Source organism: Algibacter miyuki (assembly GCF_030409805.1).
Classification (GTDB): Bacteria; Bacteroidota; Bacteroidia; order Flavobacteriales; family Flavobacteriaceae; genus Algibacter; species Algibacter miyuki.
The window spans coordinates 747,309-770,344 of sequence record NZ_JAUFQP010000007.1; the positions used below are offsets into that span (position 1 = coordinate 747,309).

Below are 23,036 nucleotides of genomic sequence, written 5' to 3' on the forward strand. Positions count from 1 at the left end.
TTAACTCATTTGCTATAATTTCTTTCCTTTCACTATAACAACGATTTCGCCTTTTGGAGGTTTGTTTGTGTAATGTTCTAAAACTTCTTTTGCTGTGCCGCGGATGGTTTCTTCAAATAATTTAGTGAGTTCTCGAGATACAGAAACCTCACGATCTTCGCCAAAATACTCGCAAAAATGCCCTAATGTTTTTATTAATTTATGTGGACTTTCATAAAAAATAATGGTTCTGGTTTCTTCAGCTAAAAGAAGTAAACGGGTTTGGCGGCCCTTTTTTACGGGTAAAAAACCTTCGAAAACAAACTTGTCGTTTGGTAACCCTGAGTTTACTAAAGCGGGTACAAATGCGGTAGCACCAGGCAGGCAATCGACTTCTATACCGTGCTCAATACAAGCTCTAGATAATAAAAATCCAGGGTCGGAAATCGCTGGTGTTCCCGCATCACTTATAAGGGCAACGGTGGTTCCACTTTTTAATTTCTGAATAATATTTTCTACGGTTTTGTGTTCGTTATGCATGTGATGACTTTGCATATGTGTCGAAATTTCGTAGTGTTTTAGGAGTTTTCCCGAGGTTCTAGTGTCTTCTGCTAAAATTAAATCAACGTCTTTTAAAACTTCAATAGCTCTAAAAGTGATATCTTTTAAATTCCCGATGGGTGTTGGTACAATATATAATTTACTCATTATTCAAATTTAGCTTCAATAATTTCCATAAAGCGGGTTTCAAACTCTTCTTTGTTTTTCCAATTATTATAATCGGGTTTCACCATAGTTTCTATAAAAGCTTTGGCATTGTTATACGAAAGAAAGGTGTTTAATTGAGAAATCACACGATCGTAATCTTCATTTTTACCATCGAATAAATGATTTATAAATGCGATTTTATCGTTTAATCCAATTTTTAATCCGCCCGATTTCAATTTATCATTTAAAGATTTTTTTTCTGAAGACGTTTTGTTTTCAGAATTAGAAACGGGGTCGAAAATAGGCATATCTTCGAAACCAGAGGTAATATCCTCTAAATTTTGTTTTACAGGAGCTGTTTTAGGTTCGGTTTGTTCAAATAATTCGTCTACCGCCTGAGTTTCATGTGGCATTTGCGCTACCATATCTTTAATTGTTTCCATTAAAGGTTCGGTAATAGGTGCGTGTTCGTTGTCGTCAAGATTAATGTAAGTTTTATCTTCAATCTCGATATTATCGCTAATTTTATGATTGAAAGCGGCGCCAAGCATGCTGAAAAACGACGAATCGTCACCTACACTCGGTAGTTTTTCTTCAAAATTTTCCTGTGCAAACTTTAATACCGATAGTTTTTCAAACAATTCTTTAGCTTCAGAATGCATTTTAATAACGTCTTCTTTGCCTTTTAGTTTCAATATTCTGTGGGCGATGCTTACAAGTTCAGACTCTAACTTCTTCTTCATTGTTTATAAATTTAAAATTTAAAGGTATTAAGGGGTCTTATTTTTAATAAATTTGCTACACCTTTATACAAAAGCAATAATTACTGTTCTGCATAAAACTTTATGCGGAAGTCTAAAATTATTTTAAAACTATACTGGTATAATCAATTTTTATTTAGTGTTAAAATTACGAAATGTTTCTTGAAAATACGGTAAATCATAAAGAACAATTTGGATGGATTGAAGTCATTTGCGGCTCAATGTTTTCGGGAAAAACCGAAGAATTGATACGCCGACTAAAACGCGCCCAATTTGCTAAGCAAAAAGTAGAGATTTTTAAACCTTCTATAGATACACGTTACGACGAAGAGTTAGTGGTGTCTCATGATGCTAATGAAATTCGGTCTACACCGGTGCCAGCTGCAGCAAACATACCTATTTTGGCCGATGGTTGCGAGGTTGTTGGTATAGATGAAGCCCAGTTTTTCGATGATGAAATTGTTCGAGTATGTAATGATTTAGCCAATAAAGGTGTTCGTGTTATTGTGGCCGGGTTGGATATGGATTTTAAAGGAAACCCCTTTGGTCCCATGCCAAATTTAATGGCTACTGCCGAATATGTAACCAAAGTGCACGCCGTTTGTACCCGCACAGGGAATTTGGCGCAGTACAGTTACCGTAAAGCAAAAAGCGATAATTTGGTGCTTTTAGGTGAAGTGGACGAGTACGAACCATTAAGCCGAGCAGCATATTATAAGGCGATGGCAAGTGATAAACTGAGAAGCATGAAAATGAACACTGCTGATGAAGTGGCATTGAATAAAAAAGAATCTAATGCATAAGGCAGCGGAAACTGTTCTTGAAATCGATTTATCTAAGCTGAAACAAAATTATAAGCATTTAAAATCGAAATTGGATAAAAACACCATGTTTTTAGCAGTTGTAAAGGCGTTTGCTTATGGAAATGATGCCGATGAAATGGCTTTATATTTAGAGCGTTTGGGTGTCGATTATTTTGCTGTAGCTTATATAAACGAAGGTGTGGCGCTACGAAATGCAGGGGTTACAAAGCCTATTTTAGTGCTGCATCCACAGGCTGTAAATTTTGATATATTGATTAAATATAACTTAGAGCCGAGTCTATATAATTTAAAAATATTAAAAGAATTTATTCTTGCTGTTTCTAAAAAAAATAAAATAAATTATCCTGTACATCTTAAGTTTAATACAGGATTGAATAGATTAGGGTTTTGGCAAGGTGATGTTGAAATGGTTAATAATACTATAGGTGAAACCAAAAGTATTTATGTAAAATCTATTTTTTCGCATTTAGCAGCTAGCGAAGATTTAAATGAAAAAGAATTCACTAAAAATCAAATAGAAACTTTTAAAACTATCGCTGATAATTTTCAAAAGGTTTTTAAATACAAACCTTTACTTCACATGTGTAATACCTCGGGAATTTTAAATTACCCTGAGGCGCATTTCGATATGGTTAGAAGTGGTATCGGTTTGTACGGATTTGGTAATTCCGAAGTAGAAAATCAAAATTTTAAACCCATAGCGGCATTGAAAACCTGTATTTCTCAAATTCATAAAATAAATAAAGGTGAAACGGTGGGTTATAATCGGGCTTTTAAAAGTGAATCGGTTTTAAAAACGGCCACATTACCTATTGGACATGCCGATGGTATTGGTCGAATCTACGGAAATGGTAAAGGTTTTGTAACCATCAATAATCAAAAAGCACCCATAATTGGCAATGTTTGCATGGATATGATTATGGTGGATGTAACCAATATTCAATGTTTTGAAGGTGATGAGGTTATTGTTTTCGATGCTAACTCTACGGCCGAAACCTTGGCTCAGACAGCAAATACTATTTCTTATGAGCTGATTACGAGTATTTCACAACGTGTAAAACGCATTATTTTAAGTTAACAAATAATTTTTGCATATTTTTGTGCTACAAAACAATTTAATAAAGAATTAATTATGTTAAAAGAATTTAAAGAATTTGCAATGAAGGGCAACCTTGTTGATATTGCAGTAGGTTTCGTGATGGGTGCAGCTTTTAAAGAAGTGGTAACATCATTTACAGGAGGTATTGTATCGCCGTTAATTGGATTAATTTTCAATGCAGATTTCAAAGATTTAAAATACGTTGTTAAAGAAGGAATAGTAAATGCAGAAGGTGTTATGGAAGGACAAGTAGCTGTACTTTGGGGAGCGTTTTTAACAAACATTATCGATTTTATTATTGTTGCTTTTGTTATGTTTATGGTTGTAAAAGGTGTTAATAAAATGAAGAAGAAAGAAGAAGTTGCAGAAGCGGCTCCAGCAGGACCTTCTCAAGAAGATTTACTTTCTGAAATAAGAGATTTACTTAAAAAATAACAAACTGTTAATTATATAACATCGTGTTATTTGTTGTTAAAAAGCCCTCGTTTTTCGAAAATGAGGGCTTTTTTTAGATTTTACAATGGAATTAATACTTAGTTTTGTTCTTAGAAATTTATTAAATATAAAATTATGAAAGTAGCAGTTGTAGGAGCCACTGGAATGGTAGGCGAAGTGATGCTAAAAGTGTTAGAAGAACGTAACTTTCCTGTTACCGAACTATTATTGGTAGCTTCAGAACGTTCTGTAGGTAAGAAATTAACCTTTAAAAATAAAGAATATACCGTAATTGGTTTAGCTGATGCTGTTGCTGCAAAGCCAGAGATTGCTATATTTTCTGCAGGTGGTGATACATCAATAGAGTGGGCTCCAAAATTTGCTGCAGCAGGTACTACGGTGGTTGATAATTCGTCAGCATGGCGTATGGATCCAACTAAGAAATTAGTGGTTCCAGAAATTAATGCACACGAATTAACAAAAGATGATAAGATTATAGCGAACCCAAACTGCTCTACCATTCAAATGGTATTAGCATTGTCGCTACTTCATAAAAAATATAAAATGAAACGTATTGTAGTTTCAACTTACCAATCGGTTTCTGGTACAGGCGTAAAAGCAGTAAAACAACTAGAAAACGAAATTGCTGGTATTGAAGGCGAAATGGCATATCCGCACCCTATTGGACGAAATGCTTTGCCACATTGCGATGTGTTTTTAGAAAATGGTTACACTAAAGAAGAAATGAAATTGGCTCGTGAGCCACAAAAAATATTTAGCGATAGTAGCTTTTCTATAACAGCTACGGCGGTGCGTATTCCTACTGCTGGTGGGCATTCAGAATCTGTAAATGTACAGTTTGAAAACGATTTCGATTTAAAAGATGTGCGTCAATTAATTAGCGAAACGCCAGGTGTTATTTTACAAGACGATACTTCTAAAAATATTTACCCGATGCCTATTTTAGCGCACGATAAAGATGAAGTTTTTGTAGGACGTTTAAGAAGAGACGAAACACAACCAAATACATTAAATATGTGGATTGTTGCCGATAACTTACGTAAAGGAGCTGCAACAAACACGGTGCAAATTGCTGAATATTTAGTTGAAAATAACTTAGTATAATTTACATACTAATTAATATATTTTAAGCTCCTGTATTTTTACAGGGGCTTTTTTTATGGCGTTAATCTTGATTTATAAATTCAATATTATTGTGAGTAGAAGCTTTGCTTAGAATGGTTTGGGAAATATATTCGCAAACCAGCTTTTCGCCTTCTAAATTTATAAGTTCTAAAGTGTCTTCGGGTGTGTGATACTGCGGATGTCCTCCAGTATGAATACCTAAAACAGAAATGTTCTTTTTGTAAAACGAAACATGGTCTGATCCGCCTACCGAACCAGCGTGAACTATCGGGTTTAATCCTAAAGATTTCCCTAAAACCTTCATGAATTCTACGCCACCGTTAAACGTTCCAGCACCTCCAGCGTAAACATGGTTGTTCTTATTCAGTCGTCCAACCATATCCATGTTTATCATTAATTTTATTTGGGATAACGGTACTAATGGATTTTCAACGAAATATTTACTTCCTAATAAACCTTGTTCTTCTGCTCCAAAAGCGATAAAAATGACACTTCTTTTTAATTGATCTTTATTGGCGGCTAACTTTTCAGCTATTTCAAGTAAAGCCGCTGTGCCACTAGCGTTATCATCAGCACCATGATAGACCACACCTCGTTTTTCCGATTTAGACGATGGACCACCAAGACCTAAATGGTCGTAATGGGCTCCTAAAACAATATATTCGTTTTTTAATAATGGATCATGGCCTTCAATAAAACCAACGACATTACTGGTGTTTACTTCTGGAGCGTTGTCTGTGCCTTTTTCTACGCGTAATTTAGCTTTAAAAACTTGCTTGTAATTATTGTTGAAAGCTTGTAGTCCAACATGTTTAAACTCTTTTTTTATATACTTTACAACACGTTTGTTGGCTTTTCCGCCAGGATATCTGCCTTGGTTTTTATCTGATATTAAAAATTCAATATGATTTTTTATTTCACTCGTTGTAACTTCCGTTTGAGAAAACACACTAAAATATGAAGAGAATATTAGTGAGAATAAAGCAAGTTTTTTCATTTTTTTTGGGTTTGGATAGCTTTGTCAAATATATAATTAACCCGCGTTTTAATTCCACTATTATTACATAAATCTGGAACTTTAGATTATGATTTTGCGTATTTTTGATGATTAATACCCTAAATAATGAAAAAAATAGCAATTACCTTTTTCTCACTAACCCTGTTGTGGGCGTGTGGAAATGACAAAACTGTAAAAAAACATCCTGTAGTGAGTTACCCTGAAACAAAAACCGTAGATACTATTGACACTTATTTTGGTGTTGATGTTAAAGATCCATACCGTTGGTTGGAAGATGATAGAAGCCCAGAAACTGAAGCTTGGGTTGTAGCCGAAAACAAAGCAACAAATGCATATTTAGATAAAATTCCTTTTAGAGAAGCGTTAAAAAATCGCTTATCAGAACTTTGGAATTACGAAAAAGTAGGAGCGCCTTTCAACGAGGGAGATTACACGTATTTTTATAAGAATGATGGTTTGCAAAATCAAAGTGTACTTTATCGTTTTAAAAAGGGAGAAGATGCTAAAACGGCTACTGTATTTTTAGATCCTAATACCTTTAAGGAAGATGGTACAGTATCTTTAGGAGGAACAAGTTTTTCTAAAAACGGAAAAATTCTAGCTTATGCCATTTCCGAAGGAGGAAGCGATTGGCGTAAAATTCTAATTATGGATGTGGAGTCTAAAGAAATAATAGAAGACACGCTTATCGATGTGAAGTTTTCGCAAATATCTTGGTTTAAAAACGAAGGATTTTACTATTCTAGCTATGATAAACCTGAAGGAAGCGAGCTTTCAGCAAAGACTGATCAACATAAAGTGTTTTATCATAAATTAGGAACTCCTCAAAAAAATGATGCTTTAATTTTTGGTGGTACACCCGAAGAAAAACACCGTTATATCTACGCTAACGTTTCCGAAGATGATAAATATTTATTTATTGCACCACGCATTTCTACTACAGGAAACAAACTTTTTATGAAAGATTTATCGGTACCAAACAGCGAGTTTGTTACCATTTTAAATCATACAGAAAGTAGTACTAACGTGATTGAAACAGCGGGTACTAAACTGTATTTAGCAACAAATTTAAACGCGCCAAACGAAAAAATTGTTACGGTAGATGTGGCAAACCCAACACCAGAGCATTGGGTTGATTTTATTCCTGAAACCGAGAATGTATTATCTATTTCTAAAGGTGGTGGCTATTTTTATGCCACGTATATGGTTGATGCGATTTCTAAAGTGAAGCAATATGATTATAATGGCAAATTTATTAGAGATATTGAATTACCAGGCTTAGGAACGGCCAGCGGTTTTGGTAGTAAAAAAGAAGAAAAAACCAGCTATTTTTCGTTTACCAATTATAATACACCAGGAACCACGTATAAATTTAATGCAGATTCTGGAGCGGTGGAATTGTATAGAAAATCGGCAATAGCCTTTAATAGTGACGACTTTGAAAGTCATCAAGTGTTTTACACCTCTAAAGATGGAACCAAAATACCAATGATGATTACGCACAAAAAAGGGTTGGAACTAAATGGTAAAAATCCAACTATTTTATATGGTTATGGCGGATTTAATGTGAGTTTAACCCCTAGTTTTAGTGTTACAAATGCCATTTGGATGGAGCAAGGTGGTGTATATGCTGTGCCTAATTTACGTGGTGGTGGCGAATACGGAAGAGCGTGGCATGATGCAGGAACACAGCAAAAAAAGCAAAATGTGTTTGACGATTTTATCGCTGCTGCGGAATATTTAAAGGATAAAAACTATACAAGTACAAATTATTTGGCTATTCGTGGTGGTTCAAATGGCGGTTTATTGGTTGGTGCAACCATGACGCAGCGTCCCGATTTGGCAAAGGTAGCTTTACCGGCAGTTGGTGTTTTAGATATGTTACGTTATCATACGTTTACTGCGGGTGCAGGCTGGGCTTACGATTACGGAACAGCTGAAGATAATAAAGCCATGTTTGAATATTTAAAAGGATATTCTCCTGTGCATAATGTGAAGTCTGGAGTTGAATATCCAGCGACTTTAATAACTACTGGCGATCATGACGATCGTGTGGTGCCGGCACATAGTTTTAAATTTGCTGCCGAGTTACAAACGAAACAAACGGGTAGTAACCCAACTTTAATTCGTATTGAAACCGATGCGGGTCATGGTGCTGGAACTCCTGTAAGTAAAACTATTGAACAGTATGCTGATATTTTTGGTTTTACACTTTACAATATGGGCTTTGAGGAATTACCAACGTCTATCGAAAATTAAAATATTACTGTCCAATAATTTAGAATATGCTTCAAGTAAAAAACATCTCATTTTCATATCAAGAAACTGAAGTTTTAAAACAAATTTCGTTTGCTGTAGAAGCAGGCGAACAGCTTTCTATTATTGGAGAAAGTGGCTCTGGAAAAAGTACATTGCTGAAATTAATTTATGGGGAATTCGATTTAAATGAAGGTCATATTTTTTGGAAAGAAACCGAAGTTTTAGGTCCTAAATTTAATTTGGTTGTGGGTTACGATTTTATGAAATACGTAGCTCAAGAGTTCGATTTAATGCCTTTTACATCCGTTGCCGAAAACATTGGCGCTTTTTTGTCTAATTTTTATCCAGAGGAAAAACAAGAACGTACCAAAGAATTGCTTGAGGTTGTTGAGCTTACGGCTTTTGCTAAAGTAAAAGTAAAAACTTTAAGTGGCGGACAAAAACAACGTGTTGCACTAGCACGAGCTTTGGCAAAACAACCCGAAATTATATTACTCGATGAGCCTTTCAGCCATATTGATAACTTCAAAAAGCAATCGTTACGCCGTAATGTTTTTAAGTATTTAAAGGAAAAAAATATTGCTTGTATTGTAGCCACACATGATAAAGAAGATGTGCTTGGCTTTGCCGATAGAATGCTTATTCTTAATAATCATGAAGTGGAAGTTGTAGGAACTCCTGAAAAGCTTTACCATACACCTAAAACGCCATTAATTGCTTCCTTTTTTGGAGAGTTTAACGTGATTGAAAATAACATTATTTATGCGCATCAACTTCAATTTGTTGAAAATTCAAACTTAAAAGCTACAGTAAAACAATCGTATTTTAAAGGACATTATTATTTAATTGAAGCCGATTTGGATGGCAAAATGGTATTGTTTGAAAATAAAACGGCTTTAAAAAACAACGATGTAGTGTCTCTTAAAATAATGACTTAATAGGTTTTTCAATTTAAATTTTAAAAAAATATAAAAAGTAGTCTAACGAAAGTTTGGCTACTTTTTTAATTTATAAAGCTGTTTTCTGATTAAAATACCGATTTTTGAAAACTTATTATAGCACAAAATATGTTTGGAAATAGAAATTTAAATGCTAATGAATTAGCTTTTATTAAAGACCGAATCTCTCGAGCTCAACGGTGGATGTATAGCTTGTTTGTTATCATTGCGGCAATTATAGTTGTATGTGCCTTTTTTGTGTATACCGAAGTTGACACACCTAACTTTGCAATTAATTTGGGTTTTGGTCTTTGCATTTTATTACTTTATAACATCTATTGGTTTGTAAAAGGTTATAAATCTTATCAGGTTAACCCAAGTGTTCAAAAAGGTCGCGGATTTTACAAACGTATTTACGAAGGTCACGGTAAACACGGCAGTTATCACGACACCTTTGATGGCGTAAAGGTTAAAATTCCATGGCATTGGCGTAGTTACCTTAAAAAGCAAAAAGAGGCTGTGCTTTATGAATATATTGAAACGGCAGGTGCAGTGGCTATAAATGAAGGTGCTTTTAGATATTTGGTTTCTGTAAACGACACCTTGTTTTTGGATTACGAAATAGAACATGGACTAAAAAAAGCGAAACCTATTTCGTTTTTTAATGTGATAAGTATTATTGCTTTAGTAATTGTAGTGTTTATACTTTCTTTAGGAGACGCTTTAGAATCGGGTTTGAAAATTTCTCAGTTATCAAAAACCAGTAATCACCCTGTTGTTCTAAACTCGGGAGAAGATTTAAAAAGTATTAACGAAGCTAATTATATAAAAATAGACCAAGCTTGGGTGTATCAATACAACGGTGGATTTTCATTATATGGGAATAATTATATGATTTCCGAAGTAGAAAGAAACCGTATATATAATCATCCATCATCAAATTATAATTACCGTTATTTTTTTTCTGTGAAAGATATAAAACGAGCTAAGCCTAATAAGACGACTTTTAAAGAAGGATTAAAATCGAACGCATTATTTCAAAAATTTGTTGGTAAAAAAATAGTTGATTCCCTTTACGATAAGGCGATTGATTATGCTTTTAAAAAACAAATGGAAACCTATAATCAACGTTTGTTTAATGCTAAAAAGTATGAGGCTGTTCTCTTAGAATTAAAACCCAAAACAACTATTTTAAAACTTAACGAAGGGTGTTTTAGGCCACAAGAAGCTGAGATGTTTTCTATTAAAAAAAGTTTGGAAACCCAAGTTGAAGTATATGGTTTTTATAATCCGAAAGATGAAAGCTTGATAAGTATCGAAGATCAAGAGGTGAAAAGGGCGGTTATTAAAAAAGGATTTACTTTACTTTGTATTTATAGTATTATAGCTTTGGCAGGTTTTTTATCCATTGTTAAAATTATATATAATTCTAGACTTAAAATGGAGTTGGTAAAATCTCAATTATATCCAGATAGCGGAGCGCCAAAGTTAAAACGTAAATAGGTTTAATCGTATTTATCTTAATTAAAAACTAAAAAAGAGCCAAGGCTTTTTACAGCGCTTAGCTCTTTTATTTGTTGAGATAATAGCATTTTTGTTAACTTTCTTCTTCTCCAATTTCTTCACCTTGTGTTGTTACGGAACCTGTTGATGAGTTACCGTAAACGGGTGTTTCATTTCTTAAAATATCTATAACTCTGGCAAAATTTGAGGCAGTCATGTAAGGTGTTTCTTCTCGTTTTCCTTGAAAAGTGGTAAAGTAAAATTTACCAAGATCAATCTTGGGATCCCAAATGGCTTGATAGCCTTTTAATTTAGTCCAACCAGAAGTTCCTTGTGCATAATGTGGCATAGTGTTGTGTTTTAGTGGATTAATAATATGGTAAAATTAATAAAACACAGCGATGCCTGAAATCGTTTATTATCCCTTTTTGAGGGGTGTTTTCCCTTCTTTTTCTACAGGAAATACAAGGGGAGGATAGGAGGTTTTGTTGCTAAATCTAAATATTATATAACAGCTGTTATTTCTATTTGTGTACCTCGGAAGGTGGCCACATCACCAACCGTTTTTCCCATTAATAATAACCCGATTGGGGTATTGGGAGAAATGGCATAGAATTTTTTATTTTCAGCAGTTAGTTCGCCTGCGCTTATGGCGATATAGTAATTGGAGTTAGAGGTAAAAACAATACTGCCTAAACCCACAGTTTGGGTTGTTTTTGAAACATCAATTTTAGAAAGTGCGACTTTTATTTTATTGATTTCTGAAAGTTGATTTCCCGCTTTTTCACGTTCTAACTGCAACATGGCTCGACCAGTTTCATGTTTGTCGCCTGCACTACTTTTTGTTTCAGAAGTTAGAGATTCTTGAATTTCGTTTATGGTATTTTGTATGGTTGTAAATCTTGAATCTATAAAGTCTAAGCAGCTATTAAATAGGGTTTGTTTTAGTTTTATGGTGTTTTTCATGGAAGTGGAATCGACTTTAATACGAAATTAGACTATTTCAATTGAAGTTTTAAAATTAGTGTCCCTTTTCCGAAGAAATTTTATTTTGAGTTATAAAGTTTGTGAGGTCGTGATTATTTCTGTTTAAAGCGAAAATAAGCCGGTTTAAGCTTGTTGATGGTAACTTGAATGAAACGGTAAAGCTATTTGGTTTAAAGCAAAAAAAAACTCCGAAAAAATGAATTTCGGAGCTTTTAGTTATTTATTCTTCAACTTGTTTTTGAATTACAAAATCTTCCATGAATTTGGTGGTGTAATTACCAGCTAAATAATCTGGATGATCCATTAATTGTCTATGGAACGGGATAGTTGTTTTAATGCCTTCGATAACGAATTCATCTAACGCACGTTTCATTTTATTAATAGCTTCTTCTCTTGTTTGCGCGGTTGTAATTAACTTCGCAATCATAGAATCGTAGTTTGGTGGAATAGAATAGCCCGCGTAAACGTGGGTATCTAAACGCACACCATGGCCTCCTGGCGCATGTAAAGTTGTTATTTTTCCTGGTGAAGGTCTAAAGCCGTTGAATGGATCTTCAGCATTAATACGACATTCTATAGAGTGTAATTTCGGAGTGTAATTTTTACCTGAAATTGGCACGCCAGCAGCTACTAAAATTTGCTCGCGGATTAAATCGAAATCAATAACTTGTTCTGTAATAGGGTGCTCTACTTGGATACGTGTATTCATTTCCATGAAGTAGAAGTTTCTATGCTTATCAACCAAAAATTCAATGGTACCGGCGCCTTCGTATTTAATAAATTCGGATGCTTTTACAGCAGCTTCACCCATTTTTTTACGCAGTGCAGTAGTCATAAATGGTGATGGCACCTCTTCGGTTAGTTTCTGATGACGACGTTGAATAGAACAATCTCTTTCTGATAAATGACAAGCTTTACCGTTAGAATCGCCAACAATTTGAATTTCAATATGTCTTGGCTCTTCAATAAGTTTTTCCATGTACATATCGTCGTTTCCGAAGGCTGCTTTAGATTCTTGTCTTGCAGAATCCCAAGCATCTTTTAAATCTTCAGGTTTAAATACACCACGCATACCTTTTCCTCCACCACCGGCAGAAGCTTTAAGCATTACAGGGTAGCCTGTTTCTTCAGCAACACGAACACAATCTTCAAAGGTTTCAATAATGCCATCACTTCCTGGTACACAAGGTACACCGGCAGCTTTCATGGTTTCTTTGGCGTTTGCTTTATCGCCCATACGGTCTATCATCTCAGGAGAAGCACCGATAAATTTAATACCGTGCTCTTCACATATTTTTGAAAACTTAGCGTTTTCTGATAAAAATCCATAACCTGGGTGAATGGCATCTGCGTTTGTAATTTCAGCAGCAGATATAATATTAGACATTTTTAAGTACGACTCGCTACTTGCTGGTGGGCCAATACATACGGCTTCATCTGCAAATTTAACGTGTAAACTTTCGGCATCTGCTGTGGAGTACACGGCTACCGTTTTTATGCCCATTTCTTTACAGGTTCTAATAACACGTAGTGCTATTTCACCTCTATTGGCAATCAGTATTTTTTTAAACATATCTTTATGAGTTTAAGAGTTTATGGTTTATGAGAATATAAGTTTAACACGTGGTGCTAGACTTTAGACTTTAAACTTTAAACTTCAAATTAAGATGGATCTACTAAGAATAATGGTTGGTCGAATTCTACTGGAGAAGAATCGTCAACTAATATTTTTACTATTTTACCAGAAACTTCAGATTCAATTTCGTTGAAAAGTTTCATAGCCTCAATAATACAAAGTACGTCTCCTTCAGCAATAGTTTGACCTACTTCAACAAATAATGGTTTGTCTGGAGATGGTTTTCTATAGAATGTACCAATAATTGGTGATTTAATAGTGATGTATTTTGAATCTTCTGTTGCAGCAGGAGCACTAGCAGGAGCAGCGGCTTCTGGAGCTGCAGCTTGAATAGGTGCTTGTGCGATATGTGGCATTTGAGCAGGAACTTGGTGTACGATTGTTGTATCGGACTCTGAACCTGTTTTAATGGTGATTTTGATATCATCCATTTCTAGTTTAACTTCACTTGCTCCAGATTTTGCAACAAATTTAATTAAGTTTTGAATCTCTTTTATATCCATAATTTTGTGTTTTTTTTGTTGGTTAGTTTGCTGTATTATAAGCCCATTTTAAATAAATAGATCCCCAGTTAAATCCGCCTCCAAAAGCGGCAAATATAACGTTGTCTCCTTTTTTAAGTTGGGATTCGTAATCGTTAATTAGTAATGGAAGCGTTGCTGATGTTGTGTTTCCGTATTTTTCTATGTTAATCATCACCTTTTCTGGTGCTAAATTAATACGGTTTGCTGTAGCATCAATAATACGCTTGTTGGCTTGGTGAGCGGCTAACCAGTCTACAGTATCTTTGGTTAGGTTGTTGCGTTCTAATATTTTTTCGGCAGCATCGGCCATATTAAATACGGCATTTTTAAACACAGTACGACCTTCTTGAAAGGCGTATTGGCCACCTTCGTCCATAATTTCTTTGGTTAAGGCGTGTGATGATCCACCGTATGTGGCTTGTAAAAACTCACGTCCTGTACCGTCGCTACGTAAATATTCGTCTTGTAAACCTAAATTTTCTTCATTAGGTTCAAATAGAACGGCGCCAGCACCATCTCCAAAAATAATACAAGTTGCTCTGTCTTTGTAATTTATAATAGAAGACATTTTATCGGCTCCAATTAATAATACATTTTTATAGCGTCCTGTTTCAATGTAGCTTGCGGCTACAGACATCCCGAATAAAAAACTAGAACATGCCGCATCCATATCAAATGAAAATGCATTTACAGCGCCAATTTCAGAGGCTGTAAAAGATGCCGTAGAGGCTGCTTTCATATCTGGCGTTGCCGTAGCAACAATAACAAGTTCTATATCTTTTGGATCAATGCCTTTTTTATTGATGAGGTCCTGTGCGGCTTTAATGGCTAGGTACGAGGTTCCTTTGCCGTCGTCTTTAAGAATACGACGTTCTTTGATTCCTGTTCTACTAGTTATCCATTCGTCGTTTGTGTCAACCATCGTTTCAAGAATCTGGTTGGTTAACACATATTCTGGCACATAAGCGCCAACAGCTGTAATGGCTGCAGAGATTTTACCCATAACTTTATAGTTAGTTTTACCCTAAAAATCGTTAAAATTGAACAAAATCGTTCAAATTGGTGAAAAACAGCTAGTATTTAGCGGAATTTTATGCAATTTACGTTTTTTTGCAATTGGAAAAGTAATTTCATAAAAAAAACACTCATAAATGAGTGTTTTATTATATGCATGCATAATGTTATGCTACGTTTTCTACTTCAGAGTTGTCAATTAATACTTGACCTCTGTAATATAACTTCCCTTCATGCCAGTGCGCTCTGTGGTATAAGTGCGGCTCGCCAGTTGTTGGGCAAGTAGCAATCTGTGGCGCAGTTGCTTTGTAGTGTGTTCTTCTTTTATCTCTTCTTGTTTTCGAGATTTTTCTTTTAGGATGTGCCATTTTATATGTTTATTTATCCGTTAATAATTTCTTTAATGTATTCCAGCGAGGATCGATATCCTCTTCTTTTTGTTCGCTTTTATCTTTAAGCCCTGGGCTTAATTGTTCTAATTTTTTAAGTATGTCGGAATCTAATGTTCCATCTTCAACGCCTGGGTGAATCCTTTTGATTGGTACAGATAATACAATGAGTTCATAAATGTACTGTTGAATATTAATTTCATAAGTGCCATGGGCAAGTATTAAAATATCAATATTCTCATCGTTATATTCATCACCAAAATTAACTATTAAACGAAAATCGTTTTCTATAGTTTGGTCATAGGGTTCGTTTGTTATGTCGCAATTAACATTAACAAAACCAGAGATTTTAAAATTCAACTCAAGTAATGTGCTCTTTTTTTCAAAGTCCACATCGGCTTTTATGTTGACGTTATTAAAATCGTCATACTCAAAATGTTCAAAGAACGCTTGTTTTATATCAAAATCGAAATGATGTTTACCAAGCTTTAACCCTACAAATGGAATTGTAAACTCTTTTAATGGCTTCATTATCACATCTAATTTGAGCCTGCAAATATATAAAATTTTATTTACTAAGCATTACTTATAAACATTTTTTTGTTTATATCTTTATAAACAAAAAAATGTAGTCCTTTTATTCGTTGTAACTACAGTGTTATTAGCGCTCTTTGTAGTTTTTTCTACGTTCGTTTGCCGGAGCTTTCTTCAGCGGGTTTGCCGTTAAATTTTCAAACTCTGTTCTATTTTTGTATATTTTTAAGGCTGTAAACAGGGCTTCTTTAAACGAATTTTCATCAGCCGTGCCTTTTCCTGCTATTTCATAAGCGGTGCCATGGTCTGGTGAAGTTCTAATTTTATTTAAGCCTGCTGTAAAGTTTACGCCTTGCCCAAAGGATAAGGTTTTAAAAGGAATTAGCCCTTGATCGTGATAGGATGCGATAATAGCATCGAAATTTTTATAATTATCCGATCCAAAAAAACTGTCCGCGGCATAAGGTCCGTAAACTAATTTGCCAGATTCTTTAATTTTTTTAAGTGTTGGGCGCAGTACATCATCGTCTTCGCTACCAATAACCCCGTTATCTCCGGTATGTGGATTAATACCCAAAACGGCAATTTTAGGGCGTTGAATATTAAAATCTTTTACTAAAGAATTGTAAACGGTATTAATTTTTTGCTGAATAAGCTCGGCCGTAATGTGTGTTGATACGTCTTTTACGGGAACATGATCGGTTAGTAAACCTACTCTTAAAGTATCGGTTACCATAAACATTAAGCTTTCGCCTTCTAGTTCTTGTGCTAAATAATCGGTATGTCCAGGGAAGTTGAATTCTTCCGACTGAATATTATGTTTATTTATGGGAGCCGTTACTAAAACATCAACATCACCATTTTTTAAAGCTTTGGTTGCTGCTGCTAAAGATTTTACCGAAAACTCACCTATTTTAGTGTCTTCTTCTCCAAAATTGATTTTAGAAGATTCTTTCCAGGCGTTAAATACATTGATTTTGCCAACGGTTATTTGGTTCACACTATTAATACTGTGAAAATTGATGCTCGAATTAAAGTGCGTTTTTAAAAAACTCATTACTTTTATTGATGCAAAAATGACTGGGGTACAGAAGTCTAAAATTCTTTCGTCTTCAAAAGTCTTTAAAACAATCTCACCGCCAATGCCGTTTAAGTCTCCTATAGATATTCCTACTATTATATTTTCTGCTTGCTTCATTAAAAAAGACAACTTTTGTTTGTAATTTTGAAATTCAATTGCTTTTGCAAATTTAACTAAATAAACAGACAATACTATGTTTACCGGAATTATTGAAGATATAGGTGAGATTTCAAACTTAAAGGAAGAATTAGATAACCTACATATTACTGTAAAGAGTAAAGTGACTTCGGAATTAAAAATTGATCAAAGTGTAGCGCATAATGGTGTTTGTTTAACTGTTGTAGCTATTGAAAATGATAAATATACCGTTACGGCTATAAAAGAAACCTTAGATAAAACCAATTTAAATACCTTAAATATTGGTGATAAGGTGAATTTGGAACGTGCTATGAAATTAGGCGATAGACTAGACGGGCATATTGTACAAGGGCATGTAGATCAAACTGGGGTTTGTACTAATGTGGAAGAAGCAAATGGTAGCTGGATATTTACTTTTAGTTACGATTTTGATTTGAATAAGAACTTAACCATTGAAAAAGGATCGATAACCGTAAATGGTACAAGTTTAACTGTTGTGAATTCTAAAAAAGATAGTTTTAGTGTGGCAATAATACCATACACTTACGAGCATACAAACTTTAATACCTTTAAAAAAGGAACATTAATTAATTTAGAATTTGATGTTTTAGGAAAATATGTGGCTAAACTAACGTCGCTTTAATAACTTTCTTGCACCATAAAAAATAGCGAAGCCAGCTCCAATTAAAACGCCTCCATCTATAGGTAGACCTACAGGCGGCGGTGGAGCAGGTGGCGGTGGCCCTTGAGATGCACAAGCAAAACTTATTAATACAAATAAGATTGAGGCAAATATTCTTTTGTTTTGTATCGTCATTTCAGAACAAAAATATTAAAAAAAGTGGATGTTTAAACTATAATCATGGTTTTTAACTTAAAAACATCCGTGAAGCGTTTTAAAAAATCGATAAAACGCGTAGTTTTCAGCGGTTTTACATGATAGGTAACGTTGGTTTCATTAAAAAAGTATGATGTGGTGGTGTTTGTGTGTTCTTTATCTGGCTATATCATGTTATAATTAACTCTTCTTGTTAAATGGTGTTTTTTTTGTAAAGACTTTCTTTCTAATTATTCGTCTTTTTGGTGCTAATTTTTTTAATTAAGGCATTTTAATTGGTTCTTCAATTTTATTTCAGAAAGACAATATAGTCGTTTATTGTCATAAAATATCTGTTTTATTGATGTAATTGTAATAAAAACCTTCCTAAGTGCTTTGATGGGAGGTTTTTAGGAGTTATATTGTTAAAAATTAAATTTTAACCAACCTAATTAACATTAATCACTTATGAGAAAAAATTATTTTTTATACCTATGCGCTTTTTGCATAGGTAATTTGGCAATGGCTCAAACAGCAAACGAAATTTTAGGAACAACAGCAGATGCAGATGATGGTACTGGTTCGGGTATTGATGTTACCTATCAAACAGGTTCTTCTTTAACTACAGGGGATTACAATGTTTTAATTGGTGATGGCGTTGGAGCAAATTTAATCGGAGGTTCTAACAACAGTATGTTAGGTACTTTAGCAGGAGCCAATCAAACTACAGCTAATTACAATGTTATGATTGGAACTCAGGCGGGTTTTCATAATATTAATGGTGCAGACTATACTTTTATAGGGTATAAAGCAGGGTATTTTGTAAATTTCGGAAGTACGTCTGGCTCCGATTTAACTTTTGTTGGTGCTGGTGCTGGATTCAATTTAAAGAGAGGTAATGATAATGTGTTTGTTGGCGACCGAGCAGGATTAAATTTTACCGAAGGTGATGATAATACTTTTGTTGGTCAAGCAGCAGGTGGTGGTGGTTACAGTTCTGTTGGAGTTAATACCAGTGCAACAACAAGCCCTGCAACAGGCTCGGATAACACAGCTGTTGGAAGTTCTGCAGGACATGATCTTACCACTGGATATCGAAATGCCTTTTTTGGAAATCAAGCAGGGTATGATAACACTACAGGATATTGGAATACCTTTATAGGGGACTCTACAGGAATGGATAATGGAGTTGGTATTAAAAACACATTTATAGGTCAAGCTGCTGGGGCGGCAAATGAGCATGCTGATCACAACACCTTTGTTGGAGCAAGAGCAGGTTGGGATAATAATAGAACAAACTCAACAAGCAACGCCAATCGAAATACATATTTAGGTTTTTCTACAGGATATACTAATAGAGAAGGGCAAGATAATGTTGGTGTTGGTGCTTATGCGGATTTTGAGAGTAATAGTGGAGCAGAAAGAAACGTGTTTATAGGGGCGAATTCCTCAGTTCGCGGTACAGATAATATTGTTCTTGGATATAATGCCAAAACAAATATAGTTTCTAATAAAAACAACCAAATTGTAATTGGCGCTAATAGTAGTACCACGGAGAGTAATGCCATTGTAATAGGTCACGATGTGACTTCAACTACCGCTAACACGTTAACTTTAGGGGGTGATACTTTGGCTAATAGGGTGAGTGTTGGTGTTGGCACACTAGCCGCCAATGCTAATGCGTCTTTAGAACTGGCAGATACAGATAAAGGTTTTTTAGTTAATAGATTAACAACAGTACAACGTGTAGCGCTTGAAACTGCCGCGGCGGATGGAGCCCCGATTGATGTTACGCATAAAGGCTTAATGGTTTATGATACCGATTTGAATGCTTTATTTCTATGGGATGGTGAAGCGTGGAGTACTACGGAAGCAAATACCGATGCGCAAGATTTATCATTAGATACCGAAACACATATTTTAAGTGTTACTAATGATGAAACTGCGGTAGATTTATCTAGCTATTTAGATAATACCGACGCTCAGGAATTAGCTATTACAGATGATGTTTTGAGCATTTCAGGAAGCACAACAACTATTGATCTGTCAGTATATGCGAGTAATACGGATGCTCAAAATTTAACATCAGCAACACTTTCAGGGAATACGCTTACCGTTGCTATTGAAAATGGAACGTCTGTAAATATAGATTTGTCGCCAATTTTATCCGATTTGGAAGCAGAAAACACCACCCAACAAGAAAAAATAGACGATTTACTTTCTAGAGTTACAACATTAGAAGGCTGTGCCTGTTCTACTTTAGAAGAAAAAGGTGTTGTTGCTAAAGAAAGTACTGGTGCTGTTCTATATCAAAATATACCTAACCCATTCAATGGTACCACTTCTATTAAATATTATGTGCCACAAAAGTATAGTCAAGCGGCTATTGTTTTTAGTAATACCTCAGGGCAAATCATTGACAATGTTGGGCTCGATCAATTAGGCGATCAGGAATTGTTTTTTAATAGCGATTCTCTTTCACCAGGAATGTATTACTATACATTATATGTTGATGGTCGAAAAATCGATAGTAAAAAAATGATTATTGAATAAAACATATTAAAACAATACATTAGGAAAAAGTCTTAAAATTTATTTTAAGGCTTTTTTTTTAGCGATTAAAACAAGGGAAACATTAATTATATGCACAAAAAAAAGCCTCACATTGCTGTGAAGCTTTACAATTTCTAAGTGGTCCCACTTGGGCTCGAACCAAGGACCACCTGATTATGAGTCAGGTGCTCTAACCAACTGAGCTATGGGACCGAAATTGGAGTGCAATATTACTATTTATTTTAGATGTAACCAAAAAAATTACAGCTTTATCTCTTGACAAAGTTCAATTAATACACCGTTTGCCGATTTTGGATGTAAAAAAGCCACCAATTTATTGTCGGCACCACGTTTTGGAGTGTCGTTTAAAACGGTAAAACCTTCTTTTTTTAAGCGCTTAATTTCGGCTTCAATATCATCTACATCAAAAGCGATATGATGGATTCCTTCGCCTTTTTTATCAATAAAACGGGCTATTGCGCTGTTTTCTTGAGTCGCTTCTAAAAGTTCAATTTTGTTTTCGCCAACCTGAAAAAATGATGTTTTCACATGTTCACTTTCAACAATTTCTTCCTTGTAGGGAGACTGTCCAAAAAGTTTAGAAAATAAAATGTTAGAATCTTCTAAATTTTTCACAGCAATGCCAATATGTTCAATTTTTTTCATCGAAAAACCTTTTTTTTATTTCCACAGAGGCGAAAATCTAAATTTTATTCTAACAATAAACCTGTTTCGGCGAATTTTTTAACCTCGTTCTAACAAGAATGTCACTAAATAATTTACCCTAGACTAAAAGAATAAACGAGCCATTATCCCTTCCGCGAAAGCGAAAATGCTTAAATTTATCTTAAAAGTAATATCAAAATATTAAAATAGCGGACTAAAAACAAGATAATCTTTAAATATCCGTTATTTTTGCAGTCTAAAAGCATTTTATAACGTGGAAGAAGAAAGTCAAAGACAGAAGAAGATAGGTGGAGTTTTACAACAAGATTTAGTTGAGGTATTGCAAGGTGCGGCCACTCAGGGCGGTATGCGCGGCGTATTAATTTCAGTGTCTAAAGTAAAGGTAACGGTAGATTTATCGGTAGCCAAAGTCTATTTAAGCATTTTTCCGAACGATAAAGCTGCGCCACTTTTGGCTGGTATAAAGTCGAATACCTCGTTAATTCGTCACGAATTATCGCAACGTACCAAACATCAATTGCGTAGAATGCCGAATTTAGAATTTTTTATAGACGACTCGCTAGAGTACATCGATAAAATTGATAAGTCATTAAAAGGCGAAGAAAACCCTATTAAAGATCCTAGTTTTTTAGATCCAAGAAAAAAATCATAGCTTGAGTTTTCCCCTATATATAGCAAAACGTTATTTACGCTCTAAAAGCAGTAATAACGCTATAAATTTTATTACCAATATTGCTATTATAGGTGTTATTTTGGGTGCGGCATCTTTGTTTATTGTACTGTCGGGTTTTGCCGGGTTAAAAGATTTCACCCTGCAATTTTCGTCGGAAATAGACCCCGATTTAAAGGCTGAAACCACCATTGGGAAATCCTTTATGCTTACCGATGAACTTGCTGAAAAACTCAATAATTTAGACGGCATTGCCGAGTATTCTAAAATTATAGAAGAGCGTATTTTTATTACCTCAAATAACAAAACCACCATTGCCAAAATAAAGGGGGTAGATGCGCATTACCAAAACATTGTAAGCATCGACTCTGTTATAGATACCGGTAGTTGGTTGGAACAAAATACTAACGAAATTGTTGTAGGTTGGGGCATTGCGAGAAATCTTTCCTTAGGGGTTCTCGACTTTACAAAAACCATAAGTATTTACGTTCCCAAACCTGGAAAAGGACAAATAAGTTCTACAAAAGATGCTTTTAATACGCTTCGTGTGGTTAATGTTGGTGAGTTTTTTATCAACGAAACCTTAAACGATAACTACATTTACGCGCCCATAACTTTGGCAAAACGATTGCTAAGTTATAAGGATAATCAAATTTCGGCTATCGAGTTTAAATTACAACCTGCAGCCAACGAAGATCAAGTAAAACAAAGCATTCAAGCCATTTTAGGAAACAAGATTATTGTAAAAAATCGCGCCCAATTAAACGATGCGCTTTACAAAATGCTCAATACCGAATACTTGGCCGTTTATCTCATTTTCACGCTCGTGCTTATCATCGCATTTTTCAACGTGATCGGGTCACTGATCATGATGATGCTCGACAAAAAGAAAAGTCTCAGTACACTGTTCAGCATTGGCGCCACCGTAAAAGATATACGTCGTATTTTCTTTTATCAAGGCAGTTTAATGAGTATCGTTGGCGGTTTCATTGGCCTGCTTGTATCAGTAGTTATCGTGGTTGTTCAAAAAACATTTAGCTTGGTCATGATCACGCCATCGCTCGCATATCCGGTCGCTATTCGGGTCGAAAACTTTTTTATCGTTTTCCTAACCATCTCCGTTTTAGGGATTATCGCCTCGAAAATTGCATCCGTTCGTATTACCAAAAACTTAGTAAAAGGTCTGTAAAAGACGTTTTATGTTGATGAAAATATTTTGGGCGAGTTGCCATAAAAAATGGCAAACAGGCTTTCCGCTATATCTTTTTGTGGAGCCATTAAGTTTCAGGATTTTCAATAAAAATCAGTTCTAAAATAAAAATTCAAGCTTTTTTAT

23 protein-coding genes and 1 tRNA gene are annotated in these 23,036 nt (G+C 34.8%); 11 read left to right on the forward strand and 13 right to left on the reverse strand.

Annotation, left to right across the window (positions count from 1 at the left end; genetic code table 11):
* Positions 1-12 precede the first annotated feature (12 nt).
* Both rsmI and QWY92_RS06220 read right to left on the reverse strand, forming a co-directional pair.
* Positions 13-687, reverse strand: coding sequence for a 16S rRNA (cytidine(1402)-2'-O)-methyltransferase (gene rsmI / locus QWY92_RS06215; protein ID WP_290269411.1), 675 nt, complete (start codon positions 685-687; stop codon positions 13-15).
* Positions 687-1,430, reverse strand: a complete 744-nt coding sequence (locus QWY92_RS06220; RefSeq protein WP_290269414.1) for a DUF8457 domain-containing protein — start codon at positions 1,428-1,430, stop codon at positions 687-689. Before QWY92_RS06220 ends, rsmI begins: the two co-directional genes overlap by 1 nt.
* Positions 1,431-1,603: 173 nt before the next feature.
* Here QWY92_RS06220 and QWY92_RS06225 point away from each other — a divergent pair, with 173 nt between their 5' ends.
* The 4 genes from QWY92_RS06225 (at position 1,604) to QWY92_RS06240 (ending at position 4,931) form a co-directional block, all read left to right on the forward strand.
* Positions 1,604-2,251: a thymidine kinase gene (locus tag QWY92_RS06225; protein ID WP_290269415.1), complete on the forward strand. Its 648-nt coding sequence runs from the start codon at positions 1,604-1,606 to the stop codon at positions 2,249-2,251.
* On the forward strand, positions 2,244-3,350 hold the full coding sequence (gene alr, locus QWY92_RS06230) for an alanine racemase (protein ID WP_290269417.1): 1,107 nt from the start codon (positions 2,244-2,246) through the stop codon (positions 3,348-3,350). Before QWY92_RS06225 ends, alr begins: the two co-directional genes overlap by 8 nt.
* Before the next feature lie 54 nt (positions 3,351-3,404).
* Positions 3,405-3,806: a large conductance mechanosensitive channel protein MscL gene (mscL, locus tag QWY92_RS06235; RefSeq protein ID WP_290269418.1), complete on the forward strand. Its 402-nt coding sequence runs from the start codon at positions 3,405-3,407 to the stop codon at positions 3,804-3,806.
* Positions 3,807-3,941: 135 nt separating this feature from the next.
* Positions 3,942-4,931: an aspartate-semialdehyde dehydrogenase gene (locus QWY92_RS06240; protein ID WP_290269420.1), complete on the forward strand. Its 990-nt coding sequence runs from the start codon at positions 3,942-3,944 to the stop codon at positions 4,929-4,931.
* A gap of 61 nt (positions 4,932-4,992) precedes the next feature.
* Here the strand turns inward: QWY92_RS06240 and QWY92_RS06245 are convergent, their stop codons facing one another.
* On the reverse strand, positions 4,993-5,949 hold the full coding sequence (locus tag QWY92_RS06245; protein WP_290269422.1) for a M28 family metallopeptidase: 957 nt from the start codon (positions 5,947-5,949) through the stop codon (positions 4,993-4,995).
* A 126-nt stretch (positions 5,950-6,075) separates the two neighbouring features.
* On the opposite strand from QWY92_RS06245, the gene QWY92_RS06250 reads away from it, so the two are divergent.
* From QWY92_RS06250 to QWY92_RS06260, 3 genes are all read left to right on the forward strand, one after another.
* A complete protein-coding gene (locus QWY92_RS06250; protein WP_290269424.1) occupies positions 6,076-8,229 on the forward strand; it encodes a prolyl oligopeptidase family serine peptidase in 2,154 nt (717 codons plus the stop codon).
* 26 nt (positions 8,230-8,255) lie between these two features.
* Complete coding sequence (locus QWY92_RS06255) at positions 8,256-9,167, forward strand: ABC transporter ATP-binding protein (RefSeq protein WP_290269426.1); 912 nt, start codon at positions 8,256-8,258, stop codon at positions 9,165-9,167.
* Positions 9,168-9,296: 129 nt separating this feature from the next.
* Positions 9,297-10,670, forward strand: coding sequence for a hypothetical protein (locus QWY92_RS06260; RefSeq protein ID WP_290269427.1), 1,374 nt, complete (start codon positions 9,297-9,299; stop codon positions 10,668-10,670).
* A 94-nt stretch (positions 10,671-10,764) separates the two neighbouring features.
* On the opposite strand, the gene QWY92_RS06265 is transcribed toward QWY92_RS06260, so the two are convergent.
* From QWY92_RS06265 to pdxA, 8 genes are all read right to left on the reverse strand, one after another.
* The gene (locus tag QWY92_RS06265) at positions 10,765-11,019 is read right to left on the reverse strand and encodes a hypothetical protein (RefSeq protein WP_290269429.1); all 255 of its coding nucleotides are present in this window, start codon (positions 11,017-11,019) and stop codon (positions 10,765-10,767) included.
* A 155-nt stretch (positions 11,020-11,174) separates the two neighbouring features.
* Positions 11,175-11,636 (reverse strand): 3-oxoacyl-ACP synthase, encoded by a 462-nt coding sequence (locus QWY92_RS06270; RefSeq protein WP_290269431.1) that lies wholly within the window; start codon positions 11,634-11,636, stop codon positions 11,175-11,177.
* Between the two features lie 241 nt (positions 11,637-11,877).
* Positions 11,878-13,230, reverse strand: coding sequence for an acetyl-CoA carboxylase biotin carboxylase subunit (gene accC / locus QWY92_RS06275; protein WP_290269434.1), 1,353 nt, complete (start codon positions 13,228-13,230; stop codon positions 11,878-11,880).
* 89 nt (positions 13,231-13,319) lie between these two features.
* On the reverse strand, positions 13,320-13,796 hold the full coding sequence (accB, locus tag QWY92_RS06280) for an acetyl-CoA carboxylase biotin carboxyl carrier protein (protein ID WP_290269437.1): 477 nt from the start codon (positions 13,794-13,796) through the stop codon (positions 13,320-13,322).
* A 22-nt stretch (positions 13,797-13,818) separates the two neighbouring features.
* A complete protein-coding gene (locus tag QWY92_RS06285) occupies positions 13,819-14,820 on the reverse strand; it encodes a beta-ketoacyl-ACP synthase III (protein ID WP_290269439.1) in 1,002 nt (333 codons plus the stop codon).
* Positions 14,821-14,998: 178 nt separating this feature from the next.
* Positions 14,999-15,199, reverse strand: a complete 201-nt coding sequence (gene rpmF, locus QWY92_RS06290; RefSeq protein WP_042496062.1) for a 50S ribosomal protein L32 — start codon at positions 15,197-15,199, stop codon at positions 14,999-15,001.
* A gap of 9 nt (positions 15,200-15,208) precedes the next feature.
* A complete protein-coding gene (locus QWY92_RS06295; protein WP_290269444.1) occupies positions 15,209-15,751 on the reverse strand; it encodes a YceD family protein in 543 nt (180 codons plus the stop codon).
* Between the two features lie 130 nt (positions 15,752-15,881).
* A complete protein-coding gene (gene pdxA, locus QWY92_RS06300; RefSeq protein WP_290269445.1) occupies positions 15,882-16,952 on the reverse strand; it encodes a 4-hydroxythreonine-4-phosphate dehydrogenase PdxA in 1,071 nt (356 codons plus the stop codon).
* Positions 16,953-17,028: 76 nt separating this feature from the next.
* Between pdxA and QWY92_RS06305 the strand changes: the two genes are divergently transcribed.
* Together QWY92_RS06305 and QWY92_RS06310 are read left to right on the forward strand one after the other, a co-directional pair.
* Positions 17,029-17,616 carry a riboflavin synthase gene (locus QWY92_RS06305; RefSeq protein ID WP_290269446.1) on the forward strand — a complete coding sequence of 196 codons (588 nt, stop codon included), beginning with the start codon at positions 17,029-17,031 and terminating at the stop codon, positions 17,614-17,616.
* A gap of 642 nt (positions 17,617-18,258) precedes the next feature.
* Complete coding sequence (locus tag QWY92_RS06310; protein WP_290269447.1) at positions 18,259-20,343, forward strand: T9SS type A sorting domain-containing protein; 2,085 nt, start codon at positions 18,259-18,261, stop codon at positions 20,341-20,343.
* 139 nt (positions 20,344-20,482) lie between these two features.
* Here the strand turns inward: QWY92_RS06310 and QWY92_RS06315 are convergent.
* Together QWY92_RS06315 and mce are read right to left on the reverse strand one after the other, a co-directional pair.
* A tRNA-Ile gene (locus QWY92_RS06315) sits at positions 20,483-20,556 on the reverse strand.
* Positions 20,557-20,604: 48 nt separating this feature from the next.
* A complete protein-coding gene (gene mce, locus QWY92_RS06320; RefSeq protein ID WP_290269449.1) occupies positions 20,605-21,009 on the reverse strand; it encodes a methylmalonyl-CoA epimerase in 405 nt (134 codons plus the stop codon).
* Between the two features lie 274 nt (positions 21,010-21,283).
* Between mce and rbfA the strand changes: the two genes are divergently transcribed.
* Complete coding sequence (gene rbfA / locus QWY92_RS06325; RefSeq protein WP_290269450.1) at positions 21,284-21,682, forward strand: 30S ribosome-binding factor RbfA; 399 nt, start codon at positions 21,284-21,286, stop codon at positions 21,680-21,682.
* 1 nt (position 21,683) lies between these two features.
* A complete protein-coding gene (locus tag QWY92_RS06330; RefSeq protein ID WP_290269453.1) occupies positions 21,684-22,889 on the forward strand; it encodes an ABC transporter permease in 1,206 nt (401 codons plus the stop codon).
* Positions 22,890-23,036 lie beyond the last annotated feature (147 nt).

Excerpts from the sequence above, each read along its gene's own strand:
- QWY92_RS06295 (WP_290269444.1), bottom strand. The coding sequence starts at position 15,751 with ATGAAGCCATTAAAAGAGTTTACAATTCCATTTGTAGGGTTAAAGCTT.
- accC (WP_290269434.1), bottom strand. The coding sequence starts at position 13,230 with ATGTTTAAAAAAATACTGATTGCCAATAGAGGTGAAATAGCACTACGT.
- mce (WP_290269449.1), bottom strand. The coding sequence starts at position 21,009 with ATGAAAAAAATTGAACATATTGGCATTGCTGTGAAAAATTTAGAAGAT.
- QWY92_RS06255 (WP_290269426.1), top strand. The coding sequence starts at position 8,256 with ATGCTTCAAGTAAAAAACATCTCATTTTCATATCAAGAAACTGAAGTT.
- QWY92_RS06220 (WP_290269414.1), bottom strand. The coding sequence starts at position 1,430 with ATGAAGAAGAAGTTAGAGTCTGAACTTGTAAGCATCGCCCACAGAATA.
- rpmF (WP_042496062.1), bottom strand. The coding sequence starts at position 15,199 with ATGGCACATCCTAAAAGAAAAATCTCGAAAACAAGAAGAGATAAAAGA.
- QWY92_RS06305 (WP_290269446.1), top strand. The coding sequence starts at position 17,029 with ATGTTTACCGGAATTATTGAAGATATAGGTGAGATTTCAAACTTAAAG.
- QWY92_RS06310 (WP_290269447.1), top strand. The coding sequence starts at position 18,259 with ATGAGAAAAAATTATTTTTTATACCTATGCGCTTTTTGCATAGGTAAT.
- alr (WP_290269417.1), top strand. The coding sequence starts at position 2,244 with ATGCATAAGGCAGCGGAAACTGTTCTTGAAATCGATTTATCTAAGCTG.
- rsmI (WP_290269411.1), bottom strand. The coding sequence starts at position 687 with ATGAGTAAATTATATATTGTACCAACACCCATCGGGAATTTAAAAGAT.
- QWY92_RS06265 (WP_290269429.1), bottom strand. The coding sequence starts at position 11,019 with ATGCCACATTATGCACAAGGAACTTCTGGTTGGACTAAATTAAAAGGC.
- QWY92_RS06225 (WP_290269415.1), top strand. The coding sequence starts at position 1,604 with ATGTTTCTTGAAAATACGGTAAATCATAAAGAACAATTTGGATGGATT.
- pdxA (WP_290269445.1), bottom strand. The coding sequence starts at position 16,952 with ATGAAGCAAGCAGAAAATATAATAGTAGGAATATCTATAGGAGACTTA.
- QWY92_RS06260 (WP_290269427.1), top strand. The coding sequence starts at position 9,297 with ATGTTTGGAAATAGAAATTTAAATGCTAATGAATTAGCTTTTATTAAA.
- QWY92_RS06270 (WP_290269431.1), bottom strand. The coding sequence starts at position 11,636 with ATGAAAAACACCATAAAACTAAAACAAACCCTATTTAATAGCTGCTTA.
- QWY92_RS06240 (WP_290269420.1), top strand. The coding sequence starts at position 3,942 with ATGAAAGTAGCAGTTGTAGGAGCCACTGGAATGGTAGGCGAAGTGATG.
- QWY92_RS06285 (WP_290269439.1), bottom strand. The coding sequence starts at position 14,820 with ATGGGTAAAATCTCTGCAGCCATTACAGCTGTTGGCGCTTATGTGCCA.
- accB (WP_290269437.1), bottom strand. The coding sequence starts at position 13,796 with ATGGATATAAAAGAGATTCAAAACTTAATTAAATTTGTTGCAAAATCT.
- QWY92_RS06250 (WP_290269424.1), top strand. The coding sequence starts at position 6,076 with ATGAAAAAAATAGCAATTACCTTTTTCTCACTAACCCTGTTGTGGGCG.
- QWY92_RS06245 (WP_290269422.1), bottom strand. The coding sequence starts at position 5,949 with ATGAAAAAACTTGCTTTATTCTCACTAATATTCTCTTCATATTTTAGT.
- mscL (WP_290269418.1), top strand. The coding sequence starts at position 3,405 with ATGTTAAAAGAATTTAAAGAATTTGCAATGAAGGGCAACCTTGTTGAT.